This window comes from Buchnera aphidicola (Thelaxes suberi), assembly GCF_964059005.1.
In the GTDB taxonomy this organism is placed as follows: Bacteria; Pseudomonadota; Gammaproteobacteria; order Enterobacterales; family Enterobacteriaceae; genus Buchnera_I; species Buchnera_I aphidicola_C.
In genome coordinates, this window is record NZ_OZ060389.1 from 446,226 (window position 1) to 471,697 (window position 25,472).

At 26.8% G+C, this 25,472-nt stretch carries 40 protein-coding genes; 3 read left to right on the plus strand and 37 right to left on the minus strand.

Annotated elements, in window-relative coordinates; all coding sequences use genetic code 11:
* The first annotated feature begins 275 nt into the window (after positions 1–275).
* Positions 276–800, plus strand: a complete 525-nt coding sequence (def, locus tag AB4W61_RS02025) for a peptide deformylase (protein WP_367678855.1) — start codon at positions 276–278, stop codon at positions 798–800.
* Positions 778–1,752: a methionyl-tRNA formyltransferase gene (gene fmt / locus AB4W61_RS02030; protein ID WP_367678856.1), complete on the plus strand. Its 975-nt coding sequence runs from the start codon at positions 778–780 to the stop codon at positions 1,750–1,752. The genes def and fmt overlap by 23 nt, the downstream gene beginning before the upstream one ends.
* Positions 1,753–1,931: 179 nt before the next feature.
* On the opposite strand, the gene rplQ is transcribed toward fmt, so the two are convergent.
* From rplQ to AB4W61_RS02210, 36 genes are all read right to left on the minus strand, one after another.
* Positions 1,932–2,321, minus strand: a complete 390-nt coding sequence (gene rplQ, locus AB4W61_RS02035; protein ID WP_367678857.1) for a 50S ribosomal protein L17 — start codon at positions 2,319–2,321, stop codon at positions 1,932–1,934.
* Between the two features lie 51 nt (positions 2,322–2,372).
* Positions 2,373–3,371 (minus strand): DNA-directed RNA polymerase subunit alpha, encoded by a 999-nt coding sequence (rpoA, locus tag AB4W61_RS02040; protein ID WP_367678858.1) that lies wholly within the window; start codon positions 3,369–3,371, stop codon positions 2,373–2,375.
* A gap of 22 nt (positions 3,372–3,393) precedes the next feature.
* Positions 3,394–4,014 (minus strand): 30S ribosomal protein S4, encoded by a 621-nt coding sequence (rpsD, locus tag AB4W61_RS02045; RefSeq protein ID WP_367678859.1) that lies wholly within the window; start codon positions 4,012–4,014, stop codon positions 3,394–3,396.
* Positions 4,015–4,057: 43 nt separating this feature from the next.
* Complete coding sequence (gene rpsK / locus AB4W61_RS02050; RefSeq protein WP_367678860.1) at positions 4,058–4,447, minus strand: 30S ribosomal protein S11; 390 nt, start codon at positions 4,445–4,447, stop codon at positions 4,058–4,060.
* Positions 4,448–4,485: 38 nt separating this feature from the next.
* Positions 4,486–4,842: a 30S ribosomal protein S13 gene (gene rpsM / locus AB4W61_RS02055; protein ID WP_367678861.1), complete on the minus strand. Its 357-nt coding sequence runs from the start codon at positions 4,840–4,842 to the stop codon at positions 4,486–4,488.
* Positions 4,843–4,923: 81 nt separating this feature from the next.
* A complete protein-coding gene (gene rpmJ / locus AB4W61_RS02060) occupies positions 4,924–5,040 on the minus strand; it encodes a 50S ribosomal protein L36 (RefSeq protein ID WP_367678862.1) in 117 nt (38 codons plus the stop codon).
* Positions 5,041–5,063: 23 nt separating this feature from the next.
* Positions 5,064–6,389 (minus strand): preprotein translocase subunit SecY, encoded by a 1,326-nt coding sequence (secY, locus tag AB4W61_RS02065; protein ID WP_367678863.1) that lies wholly within the window; start codon positions 6,387–6,389, stop codon positions 5,064–5,066.
* Between the two features lie 18 nt (positions 6,390–6,407).
* Positions 6,408–6,839 carry a 50S ribosomal protein L15 gene (rplO, locus tag AB4W61_RS02070; protein WP_367678864.1) on the minus strand — a complete coding sequence of 144 codons (432 nt, stop codon included), beginning with the start codon at positions 6,837–6,839 and terminating at the stop codon, positions 6,408–6,410.
* A gap of 5 nt (positions 6,840–6,844) precedes the next feature.
* Positions 6,845–7,027, minus strand: coding sequence for a 50S ribosomal protein L30 (gene rpmD / locus AB4W61_RS02075; RefSeq protein WP_367678865.1), 183 nt, complete (start codon positions 7,025–7,027; stop codon positions 6,845–6,847).
* Between the two features lie 3 nt (positions 7,028–7,030).
* Positions 7,031–7,540: a 30S ribosomal protein S5 gene (gene rpsE, locus AB4W61_RS02080; RefSeq protein ID WP_367678866.1), complete on the minus strand. Its 510-nt coding sequence runs from the start codon at positions 7,538–7,540 to the stop codon at positions 7,031–7,033.
* Between the two features lie 23 nt (positions 7,541–7,563).
* The gene (rplR, locus tag AB4W61_RS02085) at positions 7,564–7,932 is read right to left on the minus strand and encodes a 50S ribosomal protein L18 (RefSeq protein ID WP_367679165.1); all 369 of its coding nucleotides are present in this window, start codon (positions 7,930–7,932) and stop codon (positions 7,564–7,566) included.
* Between the two features lies 1 nt (position 7,933).
* A complete protein-coding gene (gene rplF, locus AB4W61_RS02090; RefSeq protein ID WP_367678867.1) occupies positions 7,934–8,473 on the minus strand; it encodes a 50S ribosomal protein L6 in 540 nt (179 codons plus the stop codon).
* A gap of 15 nt (positions 8,474–8,488) precedes the next feature.
* A complete protein-coding gene (rpsH, locus tag AB4W61_RS02095; protein ID WP_367678868.1) occupies positions 8,489–8,881 on the minus strand; it encodes a 30S ribosomal protein S8 in 393 nt (130 codons plus the stop codon).
* Positions 8,882–8,913: 32 nt separating this feature from the next.
* On the minus strand, positions 8,914–9,219 hold the full coding sequence (rpsN, locus tag AB4W61_RS02100) for a 30S ribosomal protein S14 (protein ID WP_367678869.1): 306 nt from the start codon (positions 9,217–9,219) through the stop codon (positions 8,914–8,916).
* Between the two features lie 13 nt (positions 9,220–9,232).
* Complete coding sequence (gene rplE, locus AB4W61_RS02105; protein WP_367678870.1) at positions 9,233–9,775, minus strand: 50S ribosomal protein L5; 543 nt, start codon at positions 9,773–9,775, stop codon at positions 9,233–9,235.
* 17 nt (positions 9,776–9,792) lie between these two features.
* Positions 9,793–10,107 (minus strand): 50S ribosomal protein L24, encoded by a 315-nt coding sequence (gene rplX / locus AB4W61_RS02110; protein WP_367678871.1) that lies wholly within the window; start codon positions 10,105–10,107, stop codon positions 9,793–9,795.
* Positions 10,108–10,115: 8 nt separating this feature from the next.
* Positions 10,116–10,487, minus strand: coding sequence for a 50S ribosomal protein L14 (gene rplN / locus AB4W61_RS02115; protein WP_367678872.1), 372 nt, complete (start codon positions 10,485–10,487; stop codon positions 10,116–10,118).
* A 90-nt stretch (positions 10,488–10,577) separates the two neighbouring features.
* A complete protein-coding gene (rpsQ, locus tag AB4W61_RS02120) occupies positions 10,578–10,832 on the minus strand; it encodes a 30S ribosomal protein S17 (RefSeq protein WP_367679166.1) in 255 nt (84 codons plus the stop codon).
* On the minus strand, positions 10,822–11,025 hold the full coding sequence (rpmC, locus tag AB4W61_RS02125) for a 50S ribosomal protein L29 (protein ID WP_367678873.1): 204 nt from the start codon (positions 11,023–11,025) through the stop codon (positions 10,822–10,824). The genes rpsQ and rpmC overlap by 11 nt, the downstream gene beginning before the upstream one ends.
* 1 nt (position 11,026) lies before the next feature.
* Positions 11,027–11,437, minus strand: a complete 411-nt coding sequence (gene rplP / locus AB4W61_RS02130) for a 50S ribosomal protein L16 (RefSeq protein WP_367678874.1) — start codon at positions 11,435–11,437, stop codon at positions 11,027–11,029.
* Between the two features lie 18 nt (positions 11,438–11,455).
* Positions 11,456–12,160 (minus strand): 30S ribosomal protein S3, encoded by a 705-nt coding sequence (gene rpsC, locus AB4W61_RS02135; protein ID WP_367678875.1) that lies wholly within the window; start codon positions 12,158–12,160, stop codon positions 11,456–11,458.
* Between the two features lie 14 nt (positions 12,161–12,174).
* A complete protein-coding gene (gene rplV / locus AB4W61_RS02140; RefSeq protein ID WP_367678876.1) occupies positions 12,175–12,528 on the minus strand; it encodes a 50S ribosomal protein L22 in 354 nt (117 codons plus the stop codon).
* Positions 12,529–12,576: 48 nt separating this feature from the next.
* Positions 12,577–12,855 (minus strand): 30S ribosomal protein S19, encoded by a 279-nt coding sequence (gene rpsS, locus AB4W61_RS02145; protein WP_367678877.1) that lies wholly within the window; start codon positions 12,853–12,855, stop codon positions 12,577–12,579.
* Positions 12,856–12,876: 21 nt separating this feature from the next.
* A complete protein-coding gene (rplB, locus tag AB4W61_RS02150) occupies positions 12,877–13,698 on the minus strand; it encodes a 50S ribosomal protein L2 (protein WP_367678878.1) in 822 nt (273 codons plus the stop codon).
* Between the two features lie 25 nt (positions 13,699–13,723).
* On the minus strand, positions 13,724–14,023 hold the full coding sequence (gene rplW / locus AB4W61_RS02155; protein ID WP_367678879.1) for a 50S ribosomal protein L23: 300 nt from the start codon (positions 14,021–14,023) through the stop codon (positions 13,724–13,726).
* Complete coding sequence (rplD, locus tag AB4W61_RS02160) at positions 14,020–14,625, minus strand: 50S ribosomal protein L4 (RefSeq protein ID WP_367679167.1); 606 nt, start codon at positions 14,623–14,625, stop codon at positions 14,020–14,022. Before rplD ends, rplW begins: the two co-directional genes overlap by 4 nt.
* Positions 14,626–14,644: 19 nt before the next feature.
* A complete protein-coding gene (gene rplC, locus AB4W61_RS02165) occupies positions 14,645–15,274 on the minus strand; it encodes a 50S ribosomal protein L3 (RefSeq protein ID WP_367678880.1) in 630 nt (209 codons plus the stop codon).
* 36 nt (positions 15,275–15,310) lie between these two features.
* Positions 15,311–15,622 (minus strand): 30S ribosomal protein S10, encoded by a 312-nt coding sequence (gene rpsJ / locus AB4W61_RS02170; protein ID WP_367678881.1) that lies wholly within the window; start codon positions 15,620–15,622, stop codon positions 15,311–15,313.
* Between the two features lie 287 nt (positions 15,623–15,909).
* Positions 15,910–17,094, minus strand: coding sequence for an elongation factor Tu (tuf, locus tag AB4W61_RS02175; RefSeq protein ID WP_367678882.1), 1,185 nt, complete (start codon positions 17,092–17,094; stop codon positions 15,910–15,912).
* 77 nt (positions 17,095–17,171) lie between these two features.
* A complete protein-coding gene (fusA, locus tag AB4W61_RS02180; RefSeq protein WP_367678883.1) occupies positions 17,172–19,274 on the minus strand; it encodes an elongation factor G in 2,103 nt (700 codons plus the stop codon).
* Between the two features lie 91 nt (positions 19,275–19,365).
* Positions 19,366–19,836: a 30S ribosomal protein S7 gene (rpsG, locus tag AB4W61_RS02185; protein WP_367678884.1), complete on the minus strand. Its 471-nt coding sequence runs from the start codon at positions 19,834–19,836 to the stop codon at positions 19,366–19,368.
* Between the two features lie 59 nt (positions 19,837–19,895).
* Positions 19,896–20,270 carry a 30S ribosomal protein S12 gene (gene rpsL / locus AB4W61_RS02190; protein ID WP_367678885.1) on the minus strand — a complete coding sequence of 125 codons (375 nt, stop codon included), beginning with the start codon at positions 20,268–20,270 and terminating at the stop codon, positions 19,896–19,898.
* 78 nt (positions 20,271–20,348) lie between these two features.
* A complete protein-coding gene (gene tusB / locus AB4W61_RS02195) occupies positions 20,349–20,636 on the minus strand; it encodes a sulfurtransferase complex subunit TusB (protein ID WP_367678886.1) in 288 nt (95 codons plus the stop codon).
* 16 nt (positions 20,637–20,652) lie between these two features.
* Positions 20,653–21,036, minus strand: a complete 384-nt coding sequence (gene tusC / locus AB4W61_RS02200; RefSeq protein ID WP_367678887.1) for a sulfurtransferase complex subunit TusC — start codon at positions 21,034–21,036, stop codon at positions 20,653–20,655.
* 29 nt (positions 21,037–21,065) lie between these two features.
* The gene (gene tusD, locus AB4W61_RS02205; RefSeq protein ID WP_367678888.1) at positions 21,066–21,455 is read right to left on the minus strand and encodes a sulfurtransferase complex subunit TusD; all 390 of its coding nucleotides are present in this window, start codon (positions 21,453–21,455) and stop codon (positions 21,066–21,068) included.
* Between the two features lie 232 nt (positions 21,456–21,687).
* The gene (locus tag AB4W61_RS02210; protein WP_367678889.1) at positions 21,688–22,908 is read right to left on the minus strand and encodes an acetylornithine/succinyldiaminopimelate transaminase; all 1,221 of its coding nucleotides are present in this window, start codon (positions 22,906–22,908) and stop codon (positions 21,688–21,690) included.
* A 283-nt stretch (positions 22,909–23,191) separates the two neighbouring features.
* Here AB4W61_RS02210 and tsgA point away from each other — a divergent pair, with 283 nt between their 5' ends.
* Positions 23,192–24,385: an MFS transporter TsgA gene (gene tsgA / locus AB4W61_RS02215; protein WP_367678890.1), complete on the plus strand. Its 1,194-nt coding sequence runs from the start codon at positions 23,192–23,194 to the stop codon at positions 24,383–24,385.
* Positions 24,386–24,436: 51 nt separating this feature from the next.
* Here the strand turns inward: tsgA and trpS are convergent, their stop codons facing one another.
* Positions 24,437–25,447, minus strand: coding sequence for a tryptophan--tRNA ligase (gene trpS / locus AB4W61_RS02220; protein WP_367679168.1), 1,011 nt, complete (start codon positions 25,445–25,447; stop codon positions 24,437–24,439).
* Positions 25,448–25,472: the final 25 nt, after the last annotated feature.

Below are 25,472 nucleotides of genomic sequence, written 5' to 3' on the forward strand. Positions count from 1 at the left end.
AAAAATGAAAAAAATAAAAATAAATAAATAAATAAAAAAATAAAAAAATAAGTTATTTATTAATCAATATTTTTATATTATAAAATTTTATAAAAATTATTAAAAATATATATAAGAATTATATATTAATAATTTTCTATTATAAATATATATATAAATATATTAATATATATTTTTTTGAAAAACGTTTTATCATAAAATGTTTATAACAATTATTCATTTACATATATATAACAATCACATAAAAAAATATATTTTACTATTAAAGAAAAATAATGAAATTGCTAAACATATTAAAATACCCCCATGTTGGATTAACATCCATAGCAAAACCAGTAGAAAAAATTAATTATGAAATAAAATTATTAATTAATAAAATGTTTTTAACTATGATTGCAAATAAAGGGATTGGATTGGCGGCAACTCAAGTAGGTATTTTATTACAAATAATAGTTATGATTGATTTAGAAAAAAAAAATAAAAAAATTGCTTTAATTAATCCTAGTATAATTAAAAAAACTAATGAAATTGTAATAACAAAGGAAGGTTGTTTATCAATTCCTCAACATTATGCTTATATAAAAAGATCAAAAAAAATCCTTGTAAAAGGATTAAACGAATCAGGAAATGAAATCCAAATACAAGCAGAAAATACACTTTCTGTATGTATACAACACGAAATCGATCATTTAAACGGATTATTATTTTTAGATCGATTATCTCCATTAAAAAAAAATATTTTGGAAAAGAAAATACACAAATTACAGAAAATTATAAATGAAAAAAAAAGAAATAGATAATTTAAAAAACCTAAAAATTATTTTTTCAGGTAATGGTGATTTTGCAGAAACACATTTAAAATATTTAATTGATTATCAATATAATATAGTTGCAATTATTACACAAAAAAAAATACAATCAAAAAGAGGCAAGAAAAAAAAAGAATCTTCCATTAGTATATTAGCTAAAAAAAACAAAATCATCTTATTAGAATTAAATCATTTTAATGATCCTGAACAATTAAAAACTATAGAAACATTAAAAGCTAACATCATGGTAGTCGTTTCATATGGAGTAATATTTCCAGACTCTTTTTTAAATATGTTTCATTTAGGATGTATAAATGTTCATGCTTCAATATTACCTAGGTGGAGAGGTCCATCTCCAATTCAATCTGCTATTTTAGCAGGAGATGAAACAACAGGAGTAACAACAATATACATGAAAAAAAAAGTTGATGCAGGACCAATCATTAATACATTATCATGCCCTATTGAACAAAAAGATAATTATGATACATTATACAAAAAATTATCGCTATTAGGAGCACAATGTTTACTTCAAACTATAAAAAAAATAATTCAAAACAAAGTATACATTACTGAACAAAATCCAAAAAAAATCACGTATTCTCAAAAAATTTTGAAACAAAACGGAAAAATTAATTGGTCTTATGAAGCTCAATACATTGAACGCATGATACGCGCTTTTTATAATTGGCCAATTCCTTTTTTTATATATAAAAACCGTATTATTAAAATACGATTAGCAAAAGTTGAACTAAATTTATCAAATAAAAAACCTAAAATAGGAGAAATAATTGAAATCACAAAAAATGGAATTAAAGTCCAAACCATAAAAAATATTTTAAATATACAATTAATTCAATTTTCTGGAAAAAAAACTATTACAATTTTAGATTTTTTAAATGCAAATAAACATTTTTTTGTAGAAGGAGAGATTCTGCATTAATTGTTAAATATAATATATTATTAAACTTTTTATAAACTATAAAAATGAAAGATTGTGAAATATTATTATTTCATAATCTATCATTTTTATAGTTTTAAAAAAAATAATTTTATTTAAAAAATATATTTAATATTAAAATAACTATTAAAAAATTAATTAAATTTATACAAATAAAATATTTAATTTTTTTTTGTAATATGCTTATTTTCATTACATCTGTCAACTAATTGAATGTATGCTAGCATAGCATTATCTCCTTTTCTAAACCCACATTTTAAAATACGCGTATAACCACCTAAACGTTGCAAGAAAAAAGGACCAATCTCTTTAAACAATTTATAAACTATATCTTTATTACGTATTTTAGAAAAAACAATACGTCTATTTGATACCGTATCTTGTTTAGATCGTGTAATAAGTGGCTCGATAATACCACGCAATTCTTTTGCTTTAGATACAGTTGTTTTAATCATCTCATATCGAACTAAAGAACAAACCATATTCCGAAACATTAACTTGACATGATCGCTTTTTTTATTAAATTTACGCCCGGACTTTCGATGACGCATATATGCAATTCCTTATTTATTAAAAAATAAAACTCTTATTTATATACTTTTTTATTTTTCATTATCTTTTTGATAATTTGGAGGCCAATTATCTAACCTCATTCCTAATGATAAATTTCTAGAAGCTAATACATCTTTAATTTCAGTTAAAGATTTTTTCCCTAAATTAGGAGTTTTTAATAATTCTACTTCTGTTTTTTGAACTAAATCACCAATATATTGAATAGTTTCAGCTTTTAAACAATTCGCTGAACGCACAGTTAATTCTAAATCATCCACAGGTCTTAATAAAATTGGCTCAAATTCAGGTTTTTCCTCTTTTATTTCAGGAATATGCACATTACGCAAATCAACAAATGATTCTAATTGCTCTGATAAAATTGTTGCAGCCATTCTAATAGCTTCTTCTGGATCAATCGTTCCATTTGTTTCCATTTCTAAAATTAACTTATCTAAATCTGTTCGTTGTTCTACTCTTGCAGCTTCAACTTGATATGATATACGATTTATAGGGCTATAACATGCATCTAATAATAACCTTCCAACTGATCTATTAGAAAATTCTAATTTTTGAGTTCGCGAAGAAGCTGCAACATACCCCCTTCCTCTCTCTATTTTAATTCGCATATCTATTTTAGCAGTATGACATGTTAAGTTGCAAATAACATGTTCCGGTTGTATAATTTCAACATCTGGATTATGTACAATATCTGCAGCAGTAACTATACCAATACCAGATTTACACAAAGTTACTATAGATTCGTTTTTATCATGCATTTTTATGGATAAACTTTTTAAGTTTAATAATATTTCAATAATATCTTCTCTCACACCTTCTTTAGAACTATATTCGTGCAACACTCCTTCAATTTCTACTTCAGTAACCGCGCATCCTGGAATTGAAGATAACAAAATACGCCTCAATGCATTACCTAGAGTATATCCAAAACCTCTTTCTAAAGGCTCTAATGTAACTTTAGCATGAAAAGGTGTAATTTGATTAATATCTACCAACCTCGGTTTTAAAAGATTGAAAAAAAAATTACTCATTAATATCTCTCTAAAAAACGTTTTATTTGGAGTACAACTCGACGATTAAATGTTCATTTATTTCTGAAGAAAAATCGGAACGTTCAGGCACTCTTTTTAAAGTTCCTTGCATTTTAACTTTATCTACATTTAACCATTCAACTTTTTCTCTTTGCTCTGATAACTCTAAAGCAGCTTTAATACGATGCTGATGCTTGCAATTATCAACTACATTTATATAATCTTGTATATTAACTTTATATGACGCTATATTTACAATTTTTTCATTTACTAAAATAGATTTATGACTAATTAACTGACGAGCTTCTAATCGTGTACTACCAAACCCCATTCTATATACAATGTTATCTAAACGACATTCAAGTAATAATAATAAATTTTCTCCAGTATTTCCTTTTATTCGAGCAGCTTTTTTATAATAATTATGAAATTGTCTTTCTAATATTCCATATAACCTACGTACTTTTTGCTTTTCACGTAATTGTATTCCATAGTCAGATAAACGAACTTTTCGTGAACCATGTTGTCCTGGTAATTTTTCAAATTTACATTTTGTATCGATGGACCTGAATCCTGATTTTAAAAATAAATCTGTTCCTTCTCTACGGCAAAGCTTTAACTTAGGGCCTAAATATTTCGCCATGTTATAGATTCTCTAATAGAATTAATTGTTATAAAATATATTTTTATACTCTTCTTTTTTTTGATGGTCTACATCCGTTATGAGGTATAGGCGTGACATCTGTAATACTAGTAATGCGAAACCCAGCAGTGTTTAAAGCTCTAATAGTAGATTCTCTTCCCGGACCTGGACCTTTTACCATTACTTCTAAATTTTTGATACCATAATCTTTCACATTCATAGCACATCGTTCAGCAGCAACTTGAGCTGCAAACGGAGTAGATTTTCTAGAACCTCGAAATCCTGAACCTCCAGAAGTAGCCCAACCTAATACATTCCCCTGCCGATCAGTAATTGTAACAATAGTATTATTAAAAGAAGCATGTATATGAACTATACCATCTAAAATTTGTTTTTTGATACGTTTTTTAGTACGAATTAATGGTTTTATCATAAAATTATATTAACCTTTTATGTTTTATTTTGTTAAAATTACTTTTTCATGACTTTTCTTGGACCTTTACAAGTGCGAGCATTAGTTTTTGTTCTTTGTCCTCGTACTGGTAGATTTTTTCTATGTCTTACACCTCTATAACAACCTAAATCCATTAATCGTTTTATACTTAATGTTTTTTGTCTTCTTAAATCCCCCTCTACTACTATTTTACTAATAATATTACGCAATTTTTCTAACTGTACTTCTGTTAATTCTTTAATTTTAATATTTTCAGAAATCCCTGATTCTAAACAAATTTGTTTGGATCTAGATTTCCCGATACCATACACAGCAGAAAGCGCGATGTTAGCATGCTTGTTATCAGAAATGTTAATTCCTGCAATACGAGCCATAATATTTTCCTATAAAGACATATATTTCATTAATAATTAATAAAGAAATAAAAAAAATTTATTTGTTTTAAATACTAAAATTTATCCTTGCTTCTGTTTATGCTTAGGTTCATGAGTGCAAATTACTCTTACAACATTTTTTCGTTTAACAATTTTACAATTCCTGCATAATTTTTTAATGGAAGCTTTTACTTTCATTATACACACCATTTTTATTACAATTAGTTAAAATTTAAATGAGATTTTTTCATAATCGAAGAATACTGTGTCGATAAAATTAAAGATTGAATTTGGGCAATAAATTCTATTATTACAACTACAACTATTAATAAGGATGTTCCGCCAAAATAAAATGGTACATCAAATACAGCTCTTAATATTTCAGGTAATAAACAAATAAAAGTAATATAAGCTGAACCAATTACAGTTAATCTTTTAGCAATTTTATTAATGTAACTAGCAGTTTTTTCTCCTGGACGAATACCAGGAATAAAAGAACCTGTTTTTTTTAAATTCTCTGCAGTCTCACGAGGATTAAAAATAATATCTGTATAAAAAAAACAAAAGAATATTATTGCCATAGCATATACAAACATATACAAACCATGATTAGGAGAAAAATATTTAGTAATTATAGTTAACCAATTCCAATGCTGAATTTTACTTAACCATACTATTAAAGTAGAAGGAAAAATAACAAAACTAGAAGCAAAAATAGCAGGCATAACTCCTGAAATATTAATTTTTAAAGGTAAAAATGTTTCTTGTGGTGTATAGATATGACGACCCTGCTGTCTTCTAATATATTGTATTGTAATATTACGCTGACTTTTTTCTATAAAAACAACAAAATAAATAACAAAAAAAATTAGCAAAAAAATAAATAACAGAGATAAACCATGCAATTCACCAAGTCTTAATTTATTAAGAGTATTTTCTAAAGATGTCGGAAAACTAGAAATAATACCTGTAAAAATAATTAAAGAAATACCATTTCCTATACCTCTATCAGTTATTAATTCTCCTAACCACATTAAAAACATAGTTCCTGCTGTTAAACTTAATACAGCAGTACAATAAAAATAAATATCTAAATTCATAATTAACACTCTAATCTCTGGAATATTAGGTAATCCAATTGATAAACCAATAGATTGTAATAATGCTAGTGCTAAAGTAATATATCGAATATATCGATTAATTTTATTTTTACCTATTAATCCTGATTTTTTCATTTCCGCAAAATAATTATTTATTAATGTCAATAATTGCACTATAATAGAAGCAGAAATATATGGCATAACCCCTAAAGCAAAGATAGAAGCTCTGCTTAATGCTCCACCAGAAAACATATTAAATACTTCTATTATAGCGCCTTTTTGTTTTCCTAATAAATCAGACAAAAGTGTAGTATCAATTCCTGGTATAGGAATAAATGAACCAATTCTAAAAACTAATAAAGCACAAATCACAAAAAAAATTCTATGTATTAATTGATTAAAATTTTTTTTATTACTATTACAATGTAAACGCGAATACTTATTCATAATTTAATAATTATTTCCTTACTTAATAGTACCACCCGCTTCTGTTATATCAGTAAAAGCACCTTTTGTTACTTTAATATTTTCTACCGTTATAGGAATATTAATTGTTCCAAAACGAATAATTTTTGCTGAAATTACATTTTTTTTTATTAAATTATTTTTTTTTAAAGTATCTAAATTAATTATTCCTGTAGATAATTTATTTAAATCAGATAATCGTACTTCTGCAACATATTTTTTTTTCATAGAGGTAAATCCAAACTTTGGTAATCGTCGATATAAAGGCATTTGACCTCCTTCAAACCCTCTTTTAATTACGCTTCCCGATCTAGATTTTTGTCCTTTATGACCTCTACCGGATGTTTTTCCCCAACCGCTACCAATACCTCTTCCTATTCTTTTACGCTTTTTTTTTGAACCTAGTTTAGGTGAAATAGTATTTAAATGCATATTAATTAGATGATCTCCTCTACTTTTACCATGTAAGAAATTTTGTTAATCATTCCTATAATAGATTGATTTTTTTCTCGTATTACATGATGACCTATATAACGTAAACCTAATCCATGTAATGTTCTTCTATGTTTAATAACTCTTCCAATAGCACTTTTTTTTTGTATTATCTTTAATAATTTCATTTTTTATTCCAATATTTCAAAAATTTTTTTATTTCTTTTAGAAGCAATCATTTGAGGAGACTTCATCTTTTCTAAACCATATATAGTTGCTCTCACTACATTAATAGGATTAGTCGATCCATAAGTTTTTGTTAGAACATTATGGATACCTGCTACTTCTAGAACAGATCGCATTGCACCCCCTGCAATAATTCCAGTTCCTTCTGATGCCGGCTTCATAAAAATACTCGAACTAATGTAAGAACTTTTAATAGTATGAAATAATGTTTTATTTTTTAAAGGCACTTGGATCATATTTTTGCGAGCTTTTTCCATAGCTTTTTGTATAGCAGCTGGTACTTCTCTAGCTTTACCATAACCATAACCAACTTTACCTTTTCCATTTCCTACAACAGTTAGAGCAGTAAAAGAAAATACCCTCCCTCCTTTTACTGTTTTAGAAACACGATTAACTGTAATAAGTTTTTCTTGTAATTCATTAGTATTTGTTAATGATTTATCAAAATTAGCCATTAGTTTTTTACTACCCTTAAATTTTAAAATAATAATCCAGCATTACGCGCTGAATCTGCTAAAGATTTTATCCTACCATGGTATTTAAATCCAGATCTATCAAATGCAATTTTTTTAATTCCTTTTGCAATAGCTCTTTTAGCTAATATATTACCAATATATGCGGCAGCTATTTTATTGCCTGTATATTTTAAACTAATCGCAATTCTTTTTTCTAAAGTAGAAGCGGTAACTATTACCATATCAGAATTTGATGAAATAATTTGCGCATAAATATGTCTAGATGTACGATGCACTACAAGTCTTAAAATTTTTAATTGCTTAAATTTATTTCTAGACTTAGAAGCTCGCCGAATACGCATAGCATATTTCTTATTTTTAATTATCCTCATTTTACTTCTTTTTTGCCTCTTTAATTCGAATAATTTCATTTTCGTACCGAATACCTTTACCTTTATATAACTCAGGTATTCTAAATTTTCTTAAATTAGCAGCTACTTGACCAATTAAACATTTATCAATACCTTTTACTATAATTTCTGTTTGAATAGGTATTTCAATTATAATATCATTAGGAACTAAATATTTTATTATATGAGAATAACCTAAAGATAAATGAATCTCACGATTTAATAATATCGCTTTATATCCTACTCCAAATAATATTAATTTTTTTTGATATCCATTAGTTACTCCTTCTATCATAGAAAAAAGTAAAGAACGAGTTGTACCAGCTTGAGACCAAGCAATATTATCAGCATTTTTTTGGATACAAAATTTTAAATATCTATTAGAATCAAAAATAACCTTTACAGATTTATGTATATCATAGTTTAATGTTCCCTTATTCCCAATAATAGTAATACGCTGTTTATTTAAGACTACGTCAACATTTAAAGGGACTTTAATAGGAAGTTTAGCAATACGTGACATTTTTTTCTCCAAATACTACGAAACATAACAAATAATCTCGCCCCCAATTCCCATTTTTCTTGCTTTACGGTCCGTCATTATACCTTTAGAAGTAGATATTATAACAATACCTAATCCTTCCATAATTTTAGGAATATTATTTTTTTTTTCATAAATTCTTAAACCCGGCTTGCTTACTCTTTTAATTAAATCAACTACAGGTTTACCATTAAAATATTTTAAAAATATTTTTAATAATTTTATATTACCATTCTGGATTTCAAAATTATTAATATATCCTTCTTCTTTTAGTACTTCAGATATAGATAATTTTAATTTTGAACAAGGCATAGATACTGCAATTTTATTTGCATTCTGTGCATTTCTAATTCTTGTTAACATATCAGAGATTGGATCTTGCATACTCATTATTTTCTTTCCTTTACATCATTATAAACATATTACCAACTGGATTTTTTTAAACCAGGAACTTCTCCTCTCATAGCAGCTTCTCTAAGCTTAATTCTGCTTAAACCAAATTTTCTTAAAAAAGCATGAGGTCGCCCTGTTTGTATACAACGATTTCTTTGTCTTGAAGGAGAAGAATCACGTGGAAACTTCTGTAATTTCAACATAGCATTCCATCGTTCTTCTTCGGAAGAATGTTGACTAATAATAATAGATTTCAATACTATCCTTTTTTTTAAAAATTTTCGAGCTAATTTTTTTCTTTTTACTTCTCTAGCTATCATGGATTGTTTGGCCATATACCTTTCCTATTTATAATCTTTTAAAAGGAAAATTAAAAAACTTTAACAACGCATATGCTTCAGCATTAGAAAGCGCTGTAGTAGTTATTGTAATATTTAAACCGCGAATACGATCAATTTTATCATAATTAATTTCTGGAAAAATAATTTGTTCTTTAATTCCAATATTATAATTCCCTCTTCCATCAAAAGATTTGTTAGAAAAACCTCTAAAATCACGAATACGTGGAATAGCAATAAAAATCAATTTTTTAAAAAAATCCCACTTTCTTTGCCCTCTTAAAGTTACTTTACATCCTAACGGATAACCTTTTCTAATTTTAAAAGCAGCAATAGATTTTTTCGCACGAGTAATGATAGGTTTTTGTCCCGATATTAATTGCAGATCAGAAATTGCATATTCTAAAATTTTTTTTTCAGAAAATGCGTTACCAATCCCCATATTTAAAGTAATTTTACTAATTTTAGGAACTTGCATAATAGAAGTATATTTAAAATCTTTAATTAGTTTAGATACAATGATTTCGTTATAATATTTATGTATATTGTCCATTTCATATAATTTCCTAATTATTTAATAATTGCATTATTGGATTTAAAAAACCGAACTTTTTTACCATTAATGAATTTAAAACCAACCCGATCTGCTTTATTAATTGTATCATTGAATAATGCAATATTAGAAATATCTATAGGTGATTCTATTTGTATTATTCCTCCAGTTTGATTTTTTTCAGGTACAGATTTTTTATGTTTATAAACAATATTAATACCTTCAATAACTACTTTATTATTATTTAATACAGATAAAACTTTTCCTATCTTACCTTTATCTTTCCCAGTTAATACTACTACTTTATCATTTTTACGTATTTTAGAAGCCATTTTTTCTCCTAAAGCACTTCTGGTGCTAACGAAATAATTTTCATGAATTTTTCATTTCTTAATTCTCTGGTAATAGGACCAAAAATACGAGTACCAACCGGTTGTTCTGTAGAATTATTCAATAAAACGCAAGAATTACTATCAAAACGAATAACAGAACCATCTGATCGTCTAATACCTTTTTTTGTTCGAACAATTACTGCTTTTAATACTTCTCCTTTTTTTACTTTACCTCTCGGTATAGCTTCTTTAATTGCTACTTTAATAACATCTCCAATCTTTGCATATCTACGACGTGAGCCACCTAATACTTTAATACACATTGCAATTTTAGCCCCTGAATTATCAGCAACGCTTAACAAAGTTTGTTCTTGAATCATAAGTTGATTCCTAATAATCAATGTATTTATATATTTAGATTAAGAAAAATATATTCAACAATTAAGGAAACAATATCCTTAATATAATATCTAAATATTATTTTTTTTAATAATTCTTACTAATTTCCACGATTTTGTTTTCGAAATTGGACGACATTCTTTTATTTCAATTAAATCACCATTATCACATTGATTATATTCATCATGAATGTGCAATTTAGTTGTTTTTTTTATAAATTTTTTGTATATTGGATGTTTTATAATCCTTTCAACAAATACTACCGCTGATTTTTGCATTTTATTACTGGATACTATTCCTTTTAATGTTTTTATTTTATTCATTATGATGTTGTTTCCTATATTCTGCAATAACCGTGTATACTCGAGCAATATTTTTTCTGACTATTTTTAATAAATGAGTTTTTTTTAATTTTCCAGACGAATGTTGCAATTTTAAATTAAATTGTTCTCGTAAATAACTGGATAACTTTGTATTTAATTCAATAATATTTTTTTTGTTTGATTGGACGATATTCATTTTAATACATCTCTTTATGCACAAAAATAGTTTTTATAGGCAATTTAGCAGAAGCTAGTTTAAAAGCTTCTCTTGCAAGAAGTTCAGATATTCCATCAATTTCATATAATACTTTCCCTGGTTGTATTAACGCAACCCAATATTCTACATTCCCTTTTCCTTTACCCATACGCACCTCTAAAGGTTTTTGAGTAATAGGTTTATCAGGAAAAATTCTAATCCAAATTTTTCCTTGACGTTTGATATATCTTGTAATTGTTCTTCGAGCAGACTCAATTTGACGAGCTGTTAAACGACCTCGCGTAACGGCTTTTAAACCAAAAGAACCAAAAACTACAGAACTATTAGTAATTATGCCTCTATTTCTCCCTTTATGCATTTTTCTAAATTTAGTACGTTTTGGCTGCAACATAACTATGTTATTCCTTTTTTACTTGTATTTTTTTTTAGTATATTTACTTTTTGAAGAAGGTTTATTTTTATCAAGATTATAAATCTCTTGCATACCTCCTAATATTTCACCTTTAAAAATCCAGACTTTAACACCTAAAATTCCATACGTAGTCTTAGCTTCAGAAGAACTATACTCTATATCTGCTCGTAGCGTGTGTAAAGGTATTCTTCCTTCTTTATACCATTCTCTACGAGCAATTTCAGCTCCCCCTAATCGCCCACTTACTTCAACTTTAATGCCTTGTGCTCCCTGCCTCATTGCGCTTTGAACCGCTCTTTTCATTGCTCTACGAAACATTACACGTCTTTCTAACTGTGATGTAATATTATCTGCCACTAATTGTGCATCTAATTCTGGCTTTTTTATTTCAAAAATATTAACTTGAGTAGGTAAGTTAGTTATTTGACTTATTTTTAATCGTAATTTTTCAACGTCTTCGCCTTTTTTTCCAATTACAATACCAGGCCTCGCTGTATAAATTGTAACTTTAATACTTTTAGATGGACGTTCTATATGAATTTTAGATATAGAAGCTTTTATCAATTTTTTTTTTAAAAATTGACGTACTTGATAATCACTATGCAAATTATTTGCAAAATCTTGGCTATTAGAAAACCAAATTGAATTCCATGCTTTTATTATACCTAATCGCATTCCATTAGGATGTACTTTTTGACCCATTATACATATACCTTCTATTTTTTAGTATTTGCTTTGGTTAAATTAGATAATATTAATGTAACATGACTTGTTCTTTTTAAAATACGGTCAGCCTTTCCTTTAGCTCGAGGCATCATTCTTTTTATAGAAGGACCTTCATCAACAAAAATTGCAGAAATAAATAAATTATCTACATCCATTCCATAATTATGGTCTGCATTTGCAATTGCAGAATTAAGTACTTTTTTAACTATTAATGATGCTTTTTTTTTAGTAAAATTCAAAATATTTAATGCTACAACAACTGTTTTACCTCTGATTAAATCACAAACTAACCGAACTTTCTGTGCTGAAGAACGAATTTGTTTGCATCGCGATAATACTTTCATATTAATACCTTCTTTACATTCTATTTAAATATTTATAAAACAATCAATTTAGCGTTTTTTTATTTTTTTATCCGCAGTATGACCTCTATATGTTCTTGTTAAAGAAAATTCCCCTAATTTATGACCAACCATTTCTTCAGTAATAAAAACAGGAATATGTTGACGACCATTATGTACCGAAATTGTTAATCCAATCATATTAGGAAATATAGTAGATCTTCGAGACCAAGTACGAATTGGTTTCTTATCTTTTTTTTGAATAGATTTTTCTATTTTTTTAAACAATTTATGATCAATAAAAGGTCCTTTTTTAAGAGAACGAGCCATGTAATATACTCCTATTTAAAATTATTTTTTACGTCTACGAATAATAAACTGATTAGTTCTTTTATTGTTTCTAGTTTTTTTACCTTTTGTTTGAACGCCCCAAGGAGTTACAGGGTGTTTACCAAAATTTCTTCCTTCTCCACCACCATGTGGATGATCGACAGGATTCATAGCAGTACCTCGTACTGTTGGTCTTATTCCTCTCCATCGGGAAGATCCAGCTTTACCATATACTTGTAACATATGTTCTGTATTACCTACTTCACCTATAGTTGCTCGGCATGAAGCTAAAATTCTTCTCATTTCTCCTGAACGCAATCTTAAAGAAACATATTTATGTTCTCTTGCTATTAATTGCGCATAGCTTCCAGCAGAACGAGCTAATTGCCCACCCTTACCTGGTTTCATTTCTATGTTGTGAATAACTGATCCGATAGGAATTTTTTTCATTGGTAACGTATTACCAATTTTTATCTCAGAATTTTCTCCTGATATAACTGTATCTCCTACTTTTATATTTTTTGGAGCTAAAATATAATTTTTTAACCCATCTTTATATACAATTAAAGCGATATTTGCAGAGCGGTTAGGATCATATTCTACCCGATATATTTTAGCAGGAATATTATCTTTATTTCTTTTAAAATCAATTATACGATATGCTTGTTTGTGGCCTTGACCAATATGACGTGTAGTAATTCTACCTCTATTGTTTCTCCCTCCAGTTCGTTTTTTTTTTAATGTTAGAGCTTTAATTGGATTTCCTTTATATAAATCTTTATTATAAATTTTAACTAAATGTCTCCTACCCGGAGATGTTGGTTTGCATTTAATAATCGACATGATATATTTATCCTTTTACTACTGGCTATTTATCACTTATAAAATCTAATTTTTGACCTGGATGAAGAGTAATAAACGCTTTTTTCCATTTTTTAAGCGTATAATTTTTACCTTTATGTTTCTTATTTTTACCTTTTACTATCAGCGTGTTAACCTTTTTTACCTGTACTAATAATATTTTTTCTACAGCTTCTTTAACTTCTAGTTTGTTAGCATCTCGCAACACTTTCAGTATAACTGTGTTTGTTTTTTCTAAAAATATAGAGGATTTTTCTGAAATTTTTGGAGAACATAAAATTTTTAGTATTCTTGATTCTGGAATCATAATAAAGTTTCCTCTATTTTTTTAATAGCATTAACTGTCATAATAACAGTATTAAAAGCTATCAAACTCACTGGATTTATTCGGAAAACTTCTTTGACATCACATTTATATAAATTTCTAGATGCTAAATTTAAATTATTATCAATCTTATCTGTAATAATTAATACTTCCTGAAGTTGCATATCTTTTAATTTTTTAACTAATAATTTTGTTTTTGGTTTATCTAATGAAAAATTATTAAAAATTAATAACCTTTTTTGGCGAATTAATTCAGAAAAAATACTTTTCATAGATTCTTGATACATTTTTTTATTAACTTTACAAGTATAATTCTTAGGTTTTGCTGCAAAAGTTACACCTCCTGAACGCCAAATAGGACTTCTAATTGACCCTGCTCTTGCCCTTCCTGTTCCTTTTTGTCTCCAAGGTTTTTTACCCGATCCAGAAACTTCAGCTCTACTTTTATTTGATCGACTACCTGTTCTAGATCCATTAGAATATGCAACAACCACTTGATGAACTAAAGATTCATTAAAATTACGCCGAAAGACAGTATCAGATACTGTTATTTTATCATTTGTATCCTTTAAAAATAACTCTATCATATTTAAATTACTCCTATCACAACTTGATGGCTGGTTTAATAACGAGATTACTATTAATCGATCCAGGCACTCCACCTTTAACTAAAAGTATTTTTTCATCCACATCTATATGTATAATTTTAATATTTTGTATAGTCACTCGATGGTTACCTAAATGACCAGCCATTTTTTTTCCTTTAAAAACTCTACCAGGTGTTTGATTTTGACCAATAGAACCAGGAGCTCGATGAGATAGAGAATTACCGTGTGTAGCATCTTGTGTTCTAAAATTCCATCTTTTTACTGTTCCTGCAAATCCTTTACCTTTAGCAATACCTGTAATATCTACTTTTTTAACATTATTAAAAACATTAATTTTTATTTTTTTTCCTACATTATAATCTTGAACATTGATTATACGAAATTCCCATAAACCAATCCCTGGATGAACTCCAGCTTTCTTAAAATGACCAAAATCCGGTTTATTAACTTTATGTATTTTTTTTACGCCAGTTGTTATTTGAATCGCATATCTATTGTTTGTAATATCGTGCTTAATTTGTGTAACATAATGATCATTAATTTTAATTACACTTACTGGAATAGATATGCCTTCTTCATTGAAAATACGAGTCATACCTACTTTTTTTCCAACTAAACCTATCATAATATTTAACCTTTATTATTACTAACATAGAAAAAATTATCCTAAACTAATTTGCACATCTACTCCTGCAGCTAAATCCAACCTCATCAATGCGTCAACAGTTTTTTCAGTAGGTTCTACTATATCAATTAATCTTTTATGTGTACGAATTTCATATTGATCACGAGCATCTTTGTTCACATGAGGAGAAATTAAAATAGTAAAACGTTCTTTACGAGTAGGAAGAGGTATCGGCCCTCTTACTTGAGCGCCTGTTCTCTTAGCCGTTTCTACTATTTCAGTAGTAGATAAATCTATTAATCTATGATCAAAAGCTTTAAGTCGTATACGTATTCTTTGATTTTGCATAAACTAAGTACTCCAAATTATTTATACAAATAAAAATTACAAAAAAATGTATAATAATATACAAATATTTTGTAAAATAATTTATTATAAAACTCTTAAATTAAGAGCATTGTTATTCATAATAATAAAATTTAATAATACATTTTTTACTTTACCTTATTTTTAATACATAACAACATTTATATAAAATCAAGAAAAGAGAATTATTGTACCCTTTCCTTGATATTAATAGTTAATAAAAATTTATTTTATTATAGTTTTTATTAAAAATAAACATGAAATATTTTTTAATCAATAATTTTAGAAACAACTCCCGCACCAACAGTCCTACCACCCTCTCTTATTGCAAACCGTAATCCTTCCTCCATGGCAATAGGATTAATTAAAGTAACAACCATTTCAATATTATCTCCAGGCATTACCATTTCAACAGTTTCTGGAAATTCAATAGAACCGGTAACATCAGTAGTTCGAAAATAAAATTGAGGGCGATAACCTTTAAAAAACGGAGTATGACGTCCTCCTTCTTCTTTCGACAAAACATATACTTTAGATTCAAACTTAGTATGCGGATGAATACTTCCTGGTTTTGATAAAACCTGACCTCTTTCTATTTCGTCTCGTTTAGTTCCACGTAATAATACACCTACATTTTCTCCAGCTCTACCTTCGTCTAATAATTTCCTAAACATTTCAACTCCAGTACAAGTTGTTTTTACTGTAGGTTTAATACCAACAATCTCTACTTCTTCACCTACTTTTATAATACCTCTTTCAACACGACCAGTAACTACCGTTCCTCTTCCAGAAATAGAAAATACATCTTCTATTGGTAATAGAAATGGACGATTAATAGCTCTTTTAGGTTCGGGAATATAAGCATCCAAAAAATTTGCTAAATCAATAATTTTTTCTTCCCAATGAGGATCACCTTCTAAAGCTTTTAACGCAGAACCTCGAACAATCGGGGTATCTTCACCAGGAAAATCATATTGTGTTAATAAATCTCTTACTTCCATTTCAACTAATTCTAATAATTCTTCATCATCAACCATATCGCATTTATTTAAAAAAACAACAATATATGGAACGCCTACTTGTCTACCTAATAATATATGTTCACGTGTTTGAGGCATTGGTCCATCTGTAGCAGCAACAACTAAAATAGCACCATCCATTTGAGCCGCTCCGGTAATCATATTTTTTATATAATCAGCATGTCCTGGACAATCAACATGAGCATAATGACGTTTATCTGTATCATATTCGACATGAGATGTATTAATAGTAATCCCACGAGCTTTTTCTTCAGGTGCGTTATCTATTTGATCAAAGGCACGAGCAGATCCACCATATTTTTTTGATAAAACAGTAGTAATTGCCGCTGTTAAAGTAGTCTTGCCATGGTCAACATGCCCAATTGTACCAACATTAATATGCGGTTTAGATCGTTTAAAAATTTCTTTTGACACAATAATACTCCTTTATTTATTACTTTAAAATCACTTAATACTATTTATATATGTAATTAAAATTAATGCTATTTATTTTATTTTTCTATAATTGATGCAGATATATTTTCTGGAGCGTCTTGATATTTTAAAAATTCCATAGAATAAGAAGCCCTCCCTTGTGTTTGAGATCGTAAATCAGTAGAATACCCAAACATTTCAGATAAAGGAACTTTAGCTTTAATAAGTCGAATGTTAATAGATTCTTGCATTCCTTCAATAATACCTCTACGTCGACTTAAATCACCAATAACTTCTCCCATATATTCTTCAGGAGTTTCTACCTCTACTTGCATAATCGGTTCAAGTAAAACCGGATTAGCTTGCTTAAATGCAGATTTAAACGCAGATGAAGCTGCTAATTTAAATGCAATTTCAGAAGAATCTACATCGTGATAAGATCCAAAATGTAATCTTACACCTATATTTACAACAGGATAACCAGCTAAAGGTCCTGACTTTAATTGTTCTTGAATACCTTTGTCAATTGCAGAAATATATTCTCCTGGAATCACACCCCCTTTTATTTCATTAACAAAAGTATAAGATTGATTATCTTCGTTATTTAACGGAAATAAATCAATAACAACATGTCCATACTGACCACGACCACCAGATTGCTTGATATATTTTCCTTCAATATCATTGATTCTCTTTCTAATAGTTTCACGATATGCAACTTGAGGAGTTCCAATATTAGCATCTATGTTGAATTCTCTTTTCATCCGATCAACAATAATTTCTAAATGTAATTCACCCATTCCAGAAATAATTGTTTGATTTGACTCTTGATCTATATGTACCTTAAATGAAGGATCTTCTTTGGCTAATCGAGCTAATGAGACTCCCATTTTTTCCTGATCAGATTTTGTTTTAGGCTCTACAGAAATTGCTATAACAGGGTCTGGAAATTCCATTTTTTCTAAAATAATAGGATTTTGTAAATCACATAATGTATCCCCTGTAGTTACATCTTTTAATCCAATAGCTGCAGCAATATCTCCTGCTCTTACTTCTTTTACTTCTTCACGTTTATTTGCATGCATTTGTACAATTCGACCTAGCCGTTCTTTTTGTAATTTTACTGAATTTAATATTATATCTCCTGAGCGAACAATACCAGAATAAACCCTAAAAAAAGTTAAATTACCAACAAATGGATCATTAGCAATTTTAAACGCTAAAGCTGAAAAAGGTTCAGAATCATTTGCAGTTCGTATTTGTTTTTTTTTAATCTGATTATTTTCTTGCGCTCCATATATAGGAGGAACATCATTAGGAGCTGGTAAATATTCAATAATTGCATCTAATAAAGCTTGAACTCCTTTATTTTTAAAAGCTGATCCGCATGTAACTAAAAGTATCTCGTTATTTAATACTTTTTTTCTTAATGAAGTTATTATTTCTTCATGAGAAATAAATTCCTCTAATAAATATTTTTCCATCAAATTTTCATCAGAATCAGCAATACATTCTAAAATTTTATTTCTCCATAATTGAGCGGTATCTTTTAAATCATCAGGAATAATTTCATAACTAAATGTTAAACCTTGATCATCATTCCATCGTATTGCTTTCATTTTAATTAAATCAACAATACCTTGAAAACTTTCTTCTTTACCTATTGGAATCTGTATTGGTATTGCTGATACATTTAAACACTGTTCAATTTGACTAACTACTTTAAAAAAATCAGCTCCCATTCGATCCATTTTATTAATAAAAGCAATTCTTGGAATATGATATTTTTGTGCCTGTCTCCACACTGTTTCAGATTGCGGTTGTACTCCTCCCACTGCACAATATACCATTACTACACCATCTAAAACTCGTAATGATCGTTCTACCTCTATTGTAAAATCGACATGACCTGGAGTATCAATAATATTTATCCTATGAGGAAGATATTGCTTTGCCATCCCAGACCAAAAAGTAGTCGTCGCAGCAGAAGTAATCGTAATACCTCGTTCCTGTTCCTGTTCCATCCAATCCATTGTAGCTGCACCATCGTGCACTTCCCCAATTTTATGATTAATTCCAGTATAAAACAAAATACGCTCTGTAGTAGTGGTTTTTCCAGCATCAATATGAGCGCTAATACCAATATTTCTATATTGCATAATAGGCGTTGAACGAACCATATTTTTCTCTATTTTTTTATCGATTTATAGTAAATAACTTTTTTATTTTTCATATATTAAATTGATAAAATTAATTTTTTAATAACTAAAATCACCATCGATAATGCGCAAATGCTTTATTAGCTTCGGCCATTTTATGGATTTCTTCTCTCTTTTTTACAGCTAATCCTTTATTTTCTGATGCATCTTGTAATTCATAATACAACCGCAAAGACATAGAATTATCATTTCTTTTTCTTGCAGCATCAATAATCCATCGCATTGCTAATGTATTTCTTCGAACTAGTCGTACTTCTACTGGAACTTGATATGTTGAACCTCCTACTCTTCTAGATTTTACTTCTACTGTAGGACGAACATTTTCTAAAGCAGATTCAAATACTTCTAATGCTGGTTTGTTTAATTTTTTTGATAAAGAATCTAAAGCTGAATACACGATATCTTCAGCTACAGTTTTTTTTCCGTCTATCATTAATATATTTATAAACTTAGACAACAATTCTGATACAAACTTTGGATCAGGAACGATTTTTCTTGATCCAATTGCTCGACGTCTAGACATATTACTTCCCTATAGAATTATCTTTTTACAACTATATTTATATACATTGTTAATAATATTTAAGATTTAACTTTCTTTACTCCATACTTAGAACGAGATTTTTTTCTATCTTTTACTCCTGCACAATCTAAAGAACCTCGCACTACATGATATCTAACACCTGGTAAATCTTTCACGCGGCCCCCTCTTATTAAAATTACAGAATGCTCTTGTAGATTATGACCCTCTCCTCCAATATATGCTGTTACTTCAAAACCATTTGTTAGACGTACTCGACATACTTTTCTAAGAGCAGAATTGGGTTTTTTAGGAGTTGTTGTATAAACTCGAGTACATACCCCTCGTTTTTGTGGTGATTTACTTAAAGCTGGAACATTATTTTTTAATATTTTTTTCTTTCTTGGTTTTCTTACTAATTGATTTACTGTAGACATAAAATTATTCCAACAAATTTTATATATTGCAAAAATATATGGGTTTAGTTTTTATTAAAATTATATTTTTTTATATATTTACCATTTAATTTGATTTTTATGTTTTACTGTTAAATATACAAATTTTGAATAATTAATAATACGAAAAACAGGATTAACCTTAGATAATAACCCTCTAGCTAATAAATCCTCTTTAAGTACAAATAAAGAACACGGAGCAGATTGAAATTCATGACAAAATACATTATTAGCTAAACTAATAAAAACTCCATTTTGTAATGCAATAAAATCATCTAATGGTTCTAACATCTGATTTATTAATAAAACATTGGTTTCAAAAGGTGATTGCATTAACATATGTAACATTGAATTTACTACTTTTTTAAAATTTTAAAATAAAATTACACTTTTTAATTTTTTCTGAAATTTTACTAATATTAAAAATATTTACAGGAACTATAAAATCATTGTTAGAAAACAATCCTCTTTTTTGTAATGACTCAATAGAAATATAAAAATTAATTAATTTATACATTTTAAATATTTTAAAAGAAAGAGATGAATTATGACAATTAATATAATTAGGATTTTGATGATTTAATATTTGAAATATTCCATCTTCAAGAAAAAATAAACTTATTTTTTTTTCTAAAGAAGCTAGAACTAATGCAATATTTAAACCTTCATAACCTATATTATTTTCATATGGAGCTGAAGAAAAAATAATAGCAAAAGATTTATACTGCTTAAATGAAGATGTATTCATTATTTTTATATTTTTAAATAAAAAAGAAATTAAAATTGTATTATTCTATCACATTTATAAGTCAATAATAACCATTCAGTATAACCAATTAAATTACAAGAAGGATACATATTCATATAATTTAAATACTTTGTACTTTTTACCTCATTTTTTGATACAATACCTCGTTCTATACTTGTTTTTGAGCATACATAAATAGGAAAATTATAATTTATAGACAATTTATTCCATTCTAAACCTAAATTAATTTGATCGTATGACGTTGTAATCATATTATTAGCATGTAATACAGCATCAAAATAAAAAAATACATTATTTAATTTATGACCTAATTTTAGTAAAGAACAAGCAAATAAAAATGCACTATTAGAATTTTCTTTATTTAAAAAAAAATCACTAACCATGATTACAAACTGCATATATTTAACCCAAAATTAAATAATTATTTTCTTAAAGTCAATCTAATTATATTTTATATATTATAATTATATCACATAGTATGTTTTATACTAAAATACTTTAATAATACATATTATTTATCTAAAAAATTAATTTCAAATTAAATATATTCTATAAATAGAGATTTATTTTTATCTCATTTTTGTATTAAAAATATATTATTTTTCTTTTAATAAAATATTTTTTATGCTATTAACAATACGATAATTCTTTTAATGATTGATCAAAACGTTCTAACCCCATGGAAATATCTTTATAACTAATATTTAAAGGAGGAGCAATTCGAAGCACATTTTTACCTGCATGTAATAAAATTAAACCGTTTTTTTGAGTTGTCTCTATGACATCTTTTATACTAAAATTACAATCTTGATTTAACTCTATTCCTAATAATAAACCTTTTCCGCGTATCGTTTTCAAAAAATTATATTTTGAATTAATTTTTTTTATTTTTTTTATAAAAAATAAACTTTTTCTTCTAATAGATTTTAGAAAACTATCTTGATTTACTATATCTAATACTGCATTGGCAATCGAACAAGCTAAAGGATTACCTCCATAAGTTGTTCCATGCAATCCTGGATGTAATGAAACAGCAATTTCTTTTGTAGTTAATACTGCACTTATAGGAAATCCTCCTCCTAATGATTTTGCTAAAGTCATAATATCCGGACAGACATTATATTGTTCATATGCAAATAAAGTTCCAGTTCTGCCAATTCCTGTTTGTACTTCATCAAAAATTAATAAAACATTATGAATATTACATAATTCGCGTAATTTTCTAATAAAAAATAGCTCTGCTGGTATAATACCACCCTCTCCTTGTATTAATTCGACAATTACTGCACAAGTTTTTGAATTAATTACATGTTCAATTTCAATAATATTATTAAATGCAATGTGATTAATTCCTCCAAATATAATGTTAGAATTAAATACAGAAGAATATCTTGATTGACCTCCTACTGATACTGTAAATAATGTCCTTCCGTGAAAAGAGTTATAAAAAGAAACGATATTATTTTTTTTTTTATTATATTTAATTGCAGCATAATATAAAGCAATTTTTAAAGCAGCTTCATTAGCTTCAGCTCCAGAATTAGCAAAAAAAACATAATCAGCAAAACTAGATTGTACTAATTTTTTTGCTAAATCTAAAGATGGTATATTTGTAAAAATATTACTAATATGCCACAAATATTTACTTTGTTTTTTTAAAACTCTGTTTAATAAATAGTGAGAGTGACCTAATGGCAAAACAGCGATACCTCCAGAAAAATCAACATACTGTTTTCCATTTTGATCCCATAAATAACAACCCTTACCTTTTATTGGAATAATAGATCGAGGTTGATAAAATGGAATCATATATTTATAAAACATTGATAAGTCTTTTTTTAAATCAGACATACACCTTTACTCTCCGCAAAGTTATGTTAAGAAAAGTAGTTTTTATTTTTTGATATACATAAAAAAAATAAAAAAAATTATATTCATATTTTAATATGTTGATAGTAAAAATATTTTTATTATAAAACTTTTATATTATGTAAATAATTTTTAACTATTTATTGAATAATTAATTTTGTATTTTTATATATATTTTATACAAAATATATATAATACAATTAAATAATTATGTATTTCATATTAAAAAATAATTTTTGTTATAATTATTAGGAATAACAATTCAATGATTAAAAACGATGTTATAAAAATTACGTTAATTGGTTTTTTATCATATTTTTTAACTGGTTCTTTAATAGTAGTTACTGGAACTATAATAGGAGATATTGCACAATATTTTAAAAAATCTATACCCCAAATGAGCTTTACTTTTACATATTTAAATATTGGGATACTTATTTCTATGTTAATAGAAATTTTTTTGATAAATAAAATATCTATTAAAAAACAATTAATTTTTGGTTTTATTTTAACAATATTAGCAATATGTGGCTTAATTAGCTCCCATCAAATCATAACATTTGCAATAAGTATATTCATATTTGGAATTATTAGTGGAATGACAATGTCAATTGGAACCTATTTAATTACTAATTTATATACAGGATCTGAAAGAGGTAGAAAACTACTTTTAACCGATTCTTGTTTTAGTTTGGCAGGTATTATTATTCCAATTTATGCATCAAAAGCTATATCTAATCACCTACATTGGTATATGATTTATATTTTTATAAGTATTATTTATTGTATTATTATGCTACTAACAATTAATACTGATTTTAATAAAATTTTTGTAACTAAACATCATCCAATAAAAAATTTAAATATTACAAATTATCCAAGTATTTGGTTAAATATAAGTATTTTATCTTGTACTGTTTTTTTATATATTTTAGGTCAATTATCTTTTATATCTTGGGTTCCTGAATATTTAATACATAAATTTAATTTATCAATTATACAATCAGGAAAAATAATTAGTATATTTTGGATGTTTTATATGATTGGAATGTGGTTTTTTAGTTTTATACTAAAATTTTTTGAATTACAAAAAATTTTAGTAATTTTAAGCGGTTTATCTACATTATTTATGTATCTTTTTATTCAAACAAATACCATTTTTTTATTATATCTGTATATATCATTTCTAGGATTTGTATCTAGCGCAATATATTCTATTTCTATAACAATAGCTTCGTTACAAACAAAATATCCTTCTTCAAAATTAATTAACTTAATTTTAATAGCAGGAACACTTGGATCACTATTTACTTTTATAATAACAAAACCATTAATTATAACATATGGAATTAAAACAGCTTTAATTGCTAGTAATATTTTGTATTGTTTAGTTTTTTTATGTAATATTTTTCTCAACATTATAAATAATTGTTCGAAAACAAAAACAATTGTTAAATAAAAAATTAATGCATCCATATATAAAATTATTAAAAATAAAAATAATAATTGATTAATTCAATTTTAAATAAAAATATATTTCTTGTAAGGTGGAAATAGCAATCTTTTTTGCTTTATTAGCCCCAGTACGAGCAATATTAAATAATAAATGTTCGTTTTTTCGCCATTTTAAATAATTTTTTTGCAATAAATTTAACTTATTAAAAATAGATAAGATAACAAAAGACTTGAATTCTTGATATGTTTTTCCAGAAAAACAAGATACTAATGATGATATAGAACTATTATTTATAGCAGAAACTATTTCTAATAAATTAGAAATACCAGGTTTTTTTTCAAAATTATAATATATTTTAGGAGGATAATCTGAATCTGTTATTGCTTTATTAATTTTTCTAGAAATATCTTCCAATGAATCAAATAAAAAAATTGTACTATCTTCTTTTTTATCTGATTTAGACATCTTTACTAAAGGATCTGATAATGACATAATTTTAGATCCTAATGTTGATATATATGCTTGAGGAACAACTAAAATTTCTTTTTTAAAAATAAAATTTATTCTTTTTGCTATATTTCTTGTTAACTCTAAATGTTGTGTTTGATCAACACCCATAGGAACTAAATCTGTTTTATATAATAAAATATCAGATGCCATTAATATAGGATAATTTAACAAACCTGTATTAATATTATTACGATTAGAACATGTTTTAGATTTTTGTTTAAATTGATTCATACGAAGTAATTCTCCATAATAAGTATGACAATTTAATATCCAATAAAATTGACAATGTTCAAGAACATCTGATTGCAAAAAAATAATACTTTTTTTTGGATCAATACCAATAGCTAAATATAAAGCTAAAGTATCTAAAATATTTTCTAATAAATTAACTGATTTATTTTGTAATCCAGTTATAGCATGTAAATCAGCAATGCAATAAATACATTGATTAGCTATTTGCATTTTTTCCCAATGTTGCATCGTTCCAATATAATTAGCTAAAGTTAACCGACCAGACGGTTGTATAGCACTAAAAACAATTTTTTTTTTTTTAATGTCATTTTATTCTCAATTAAAATTT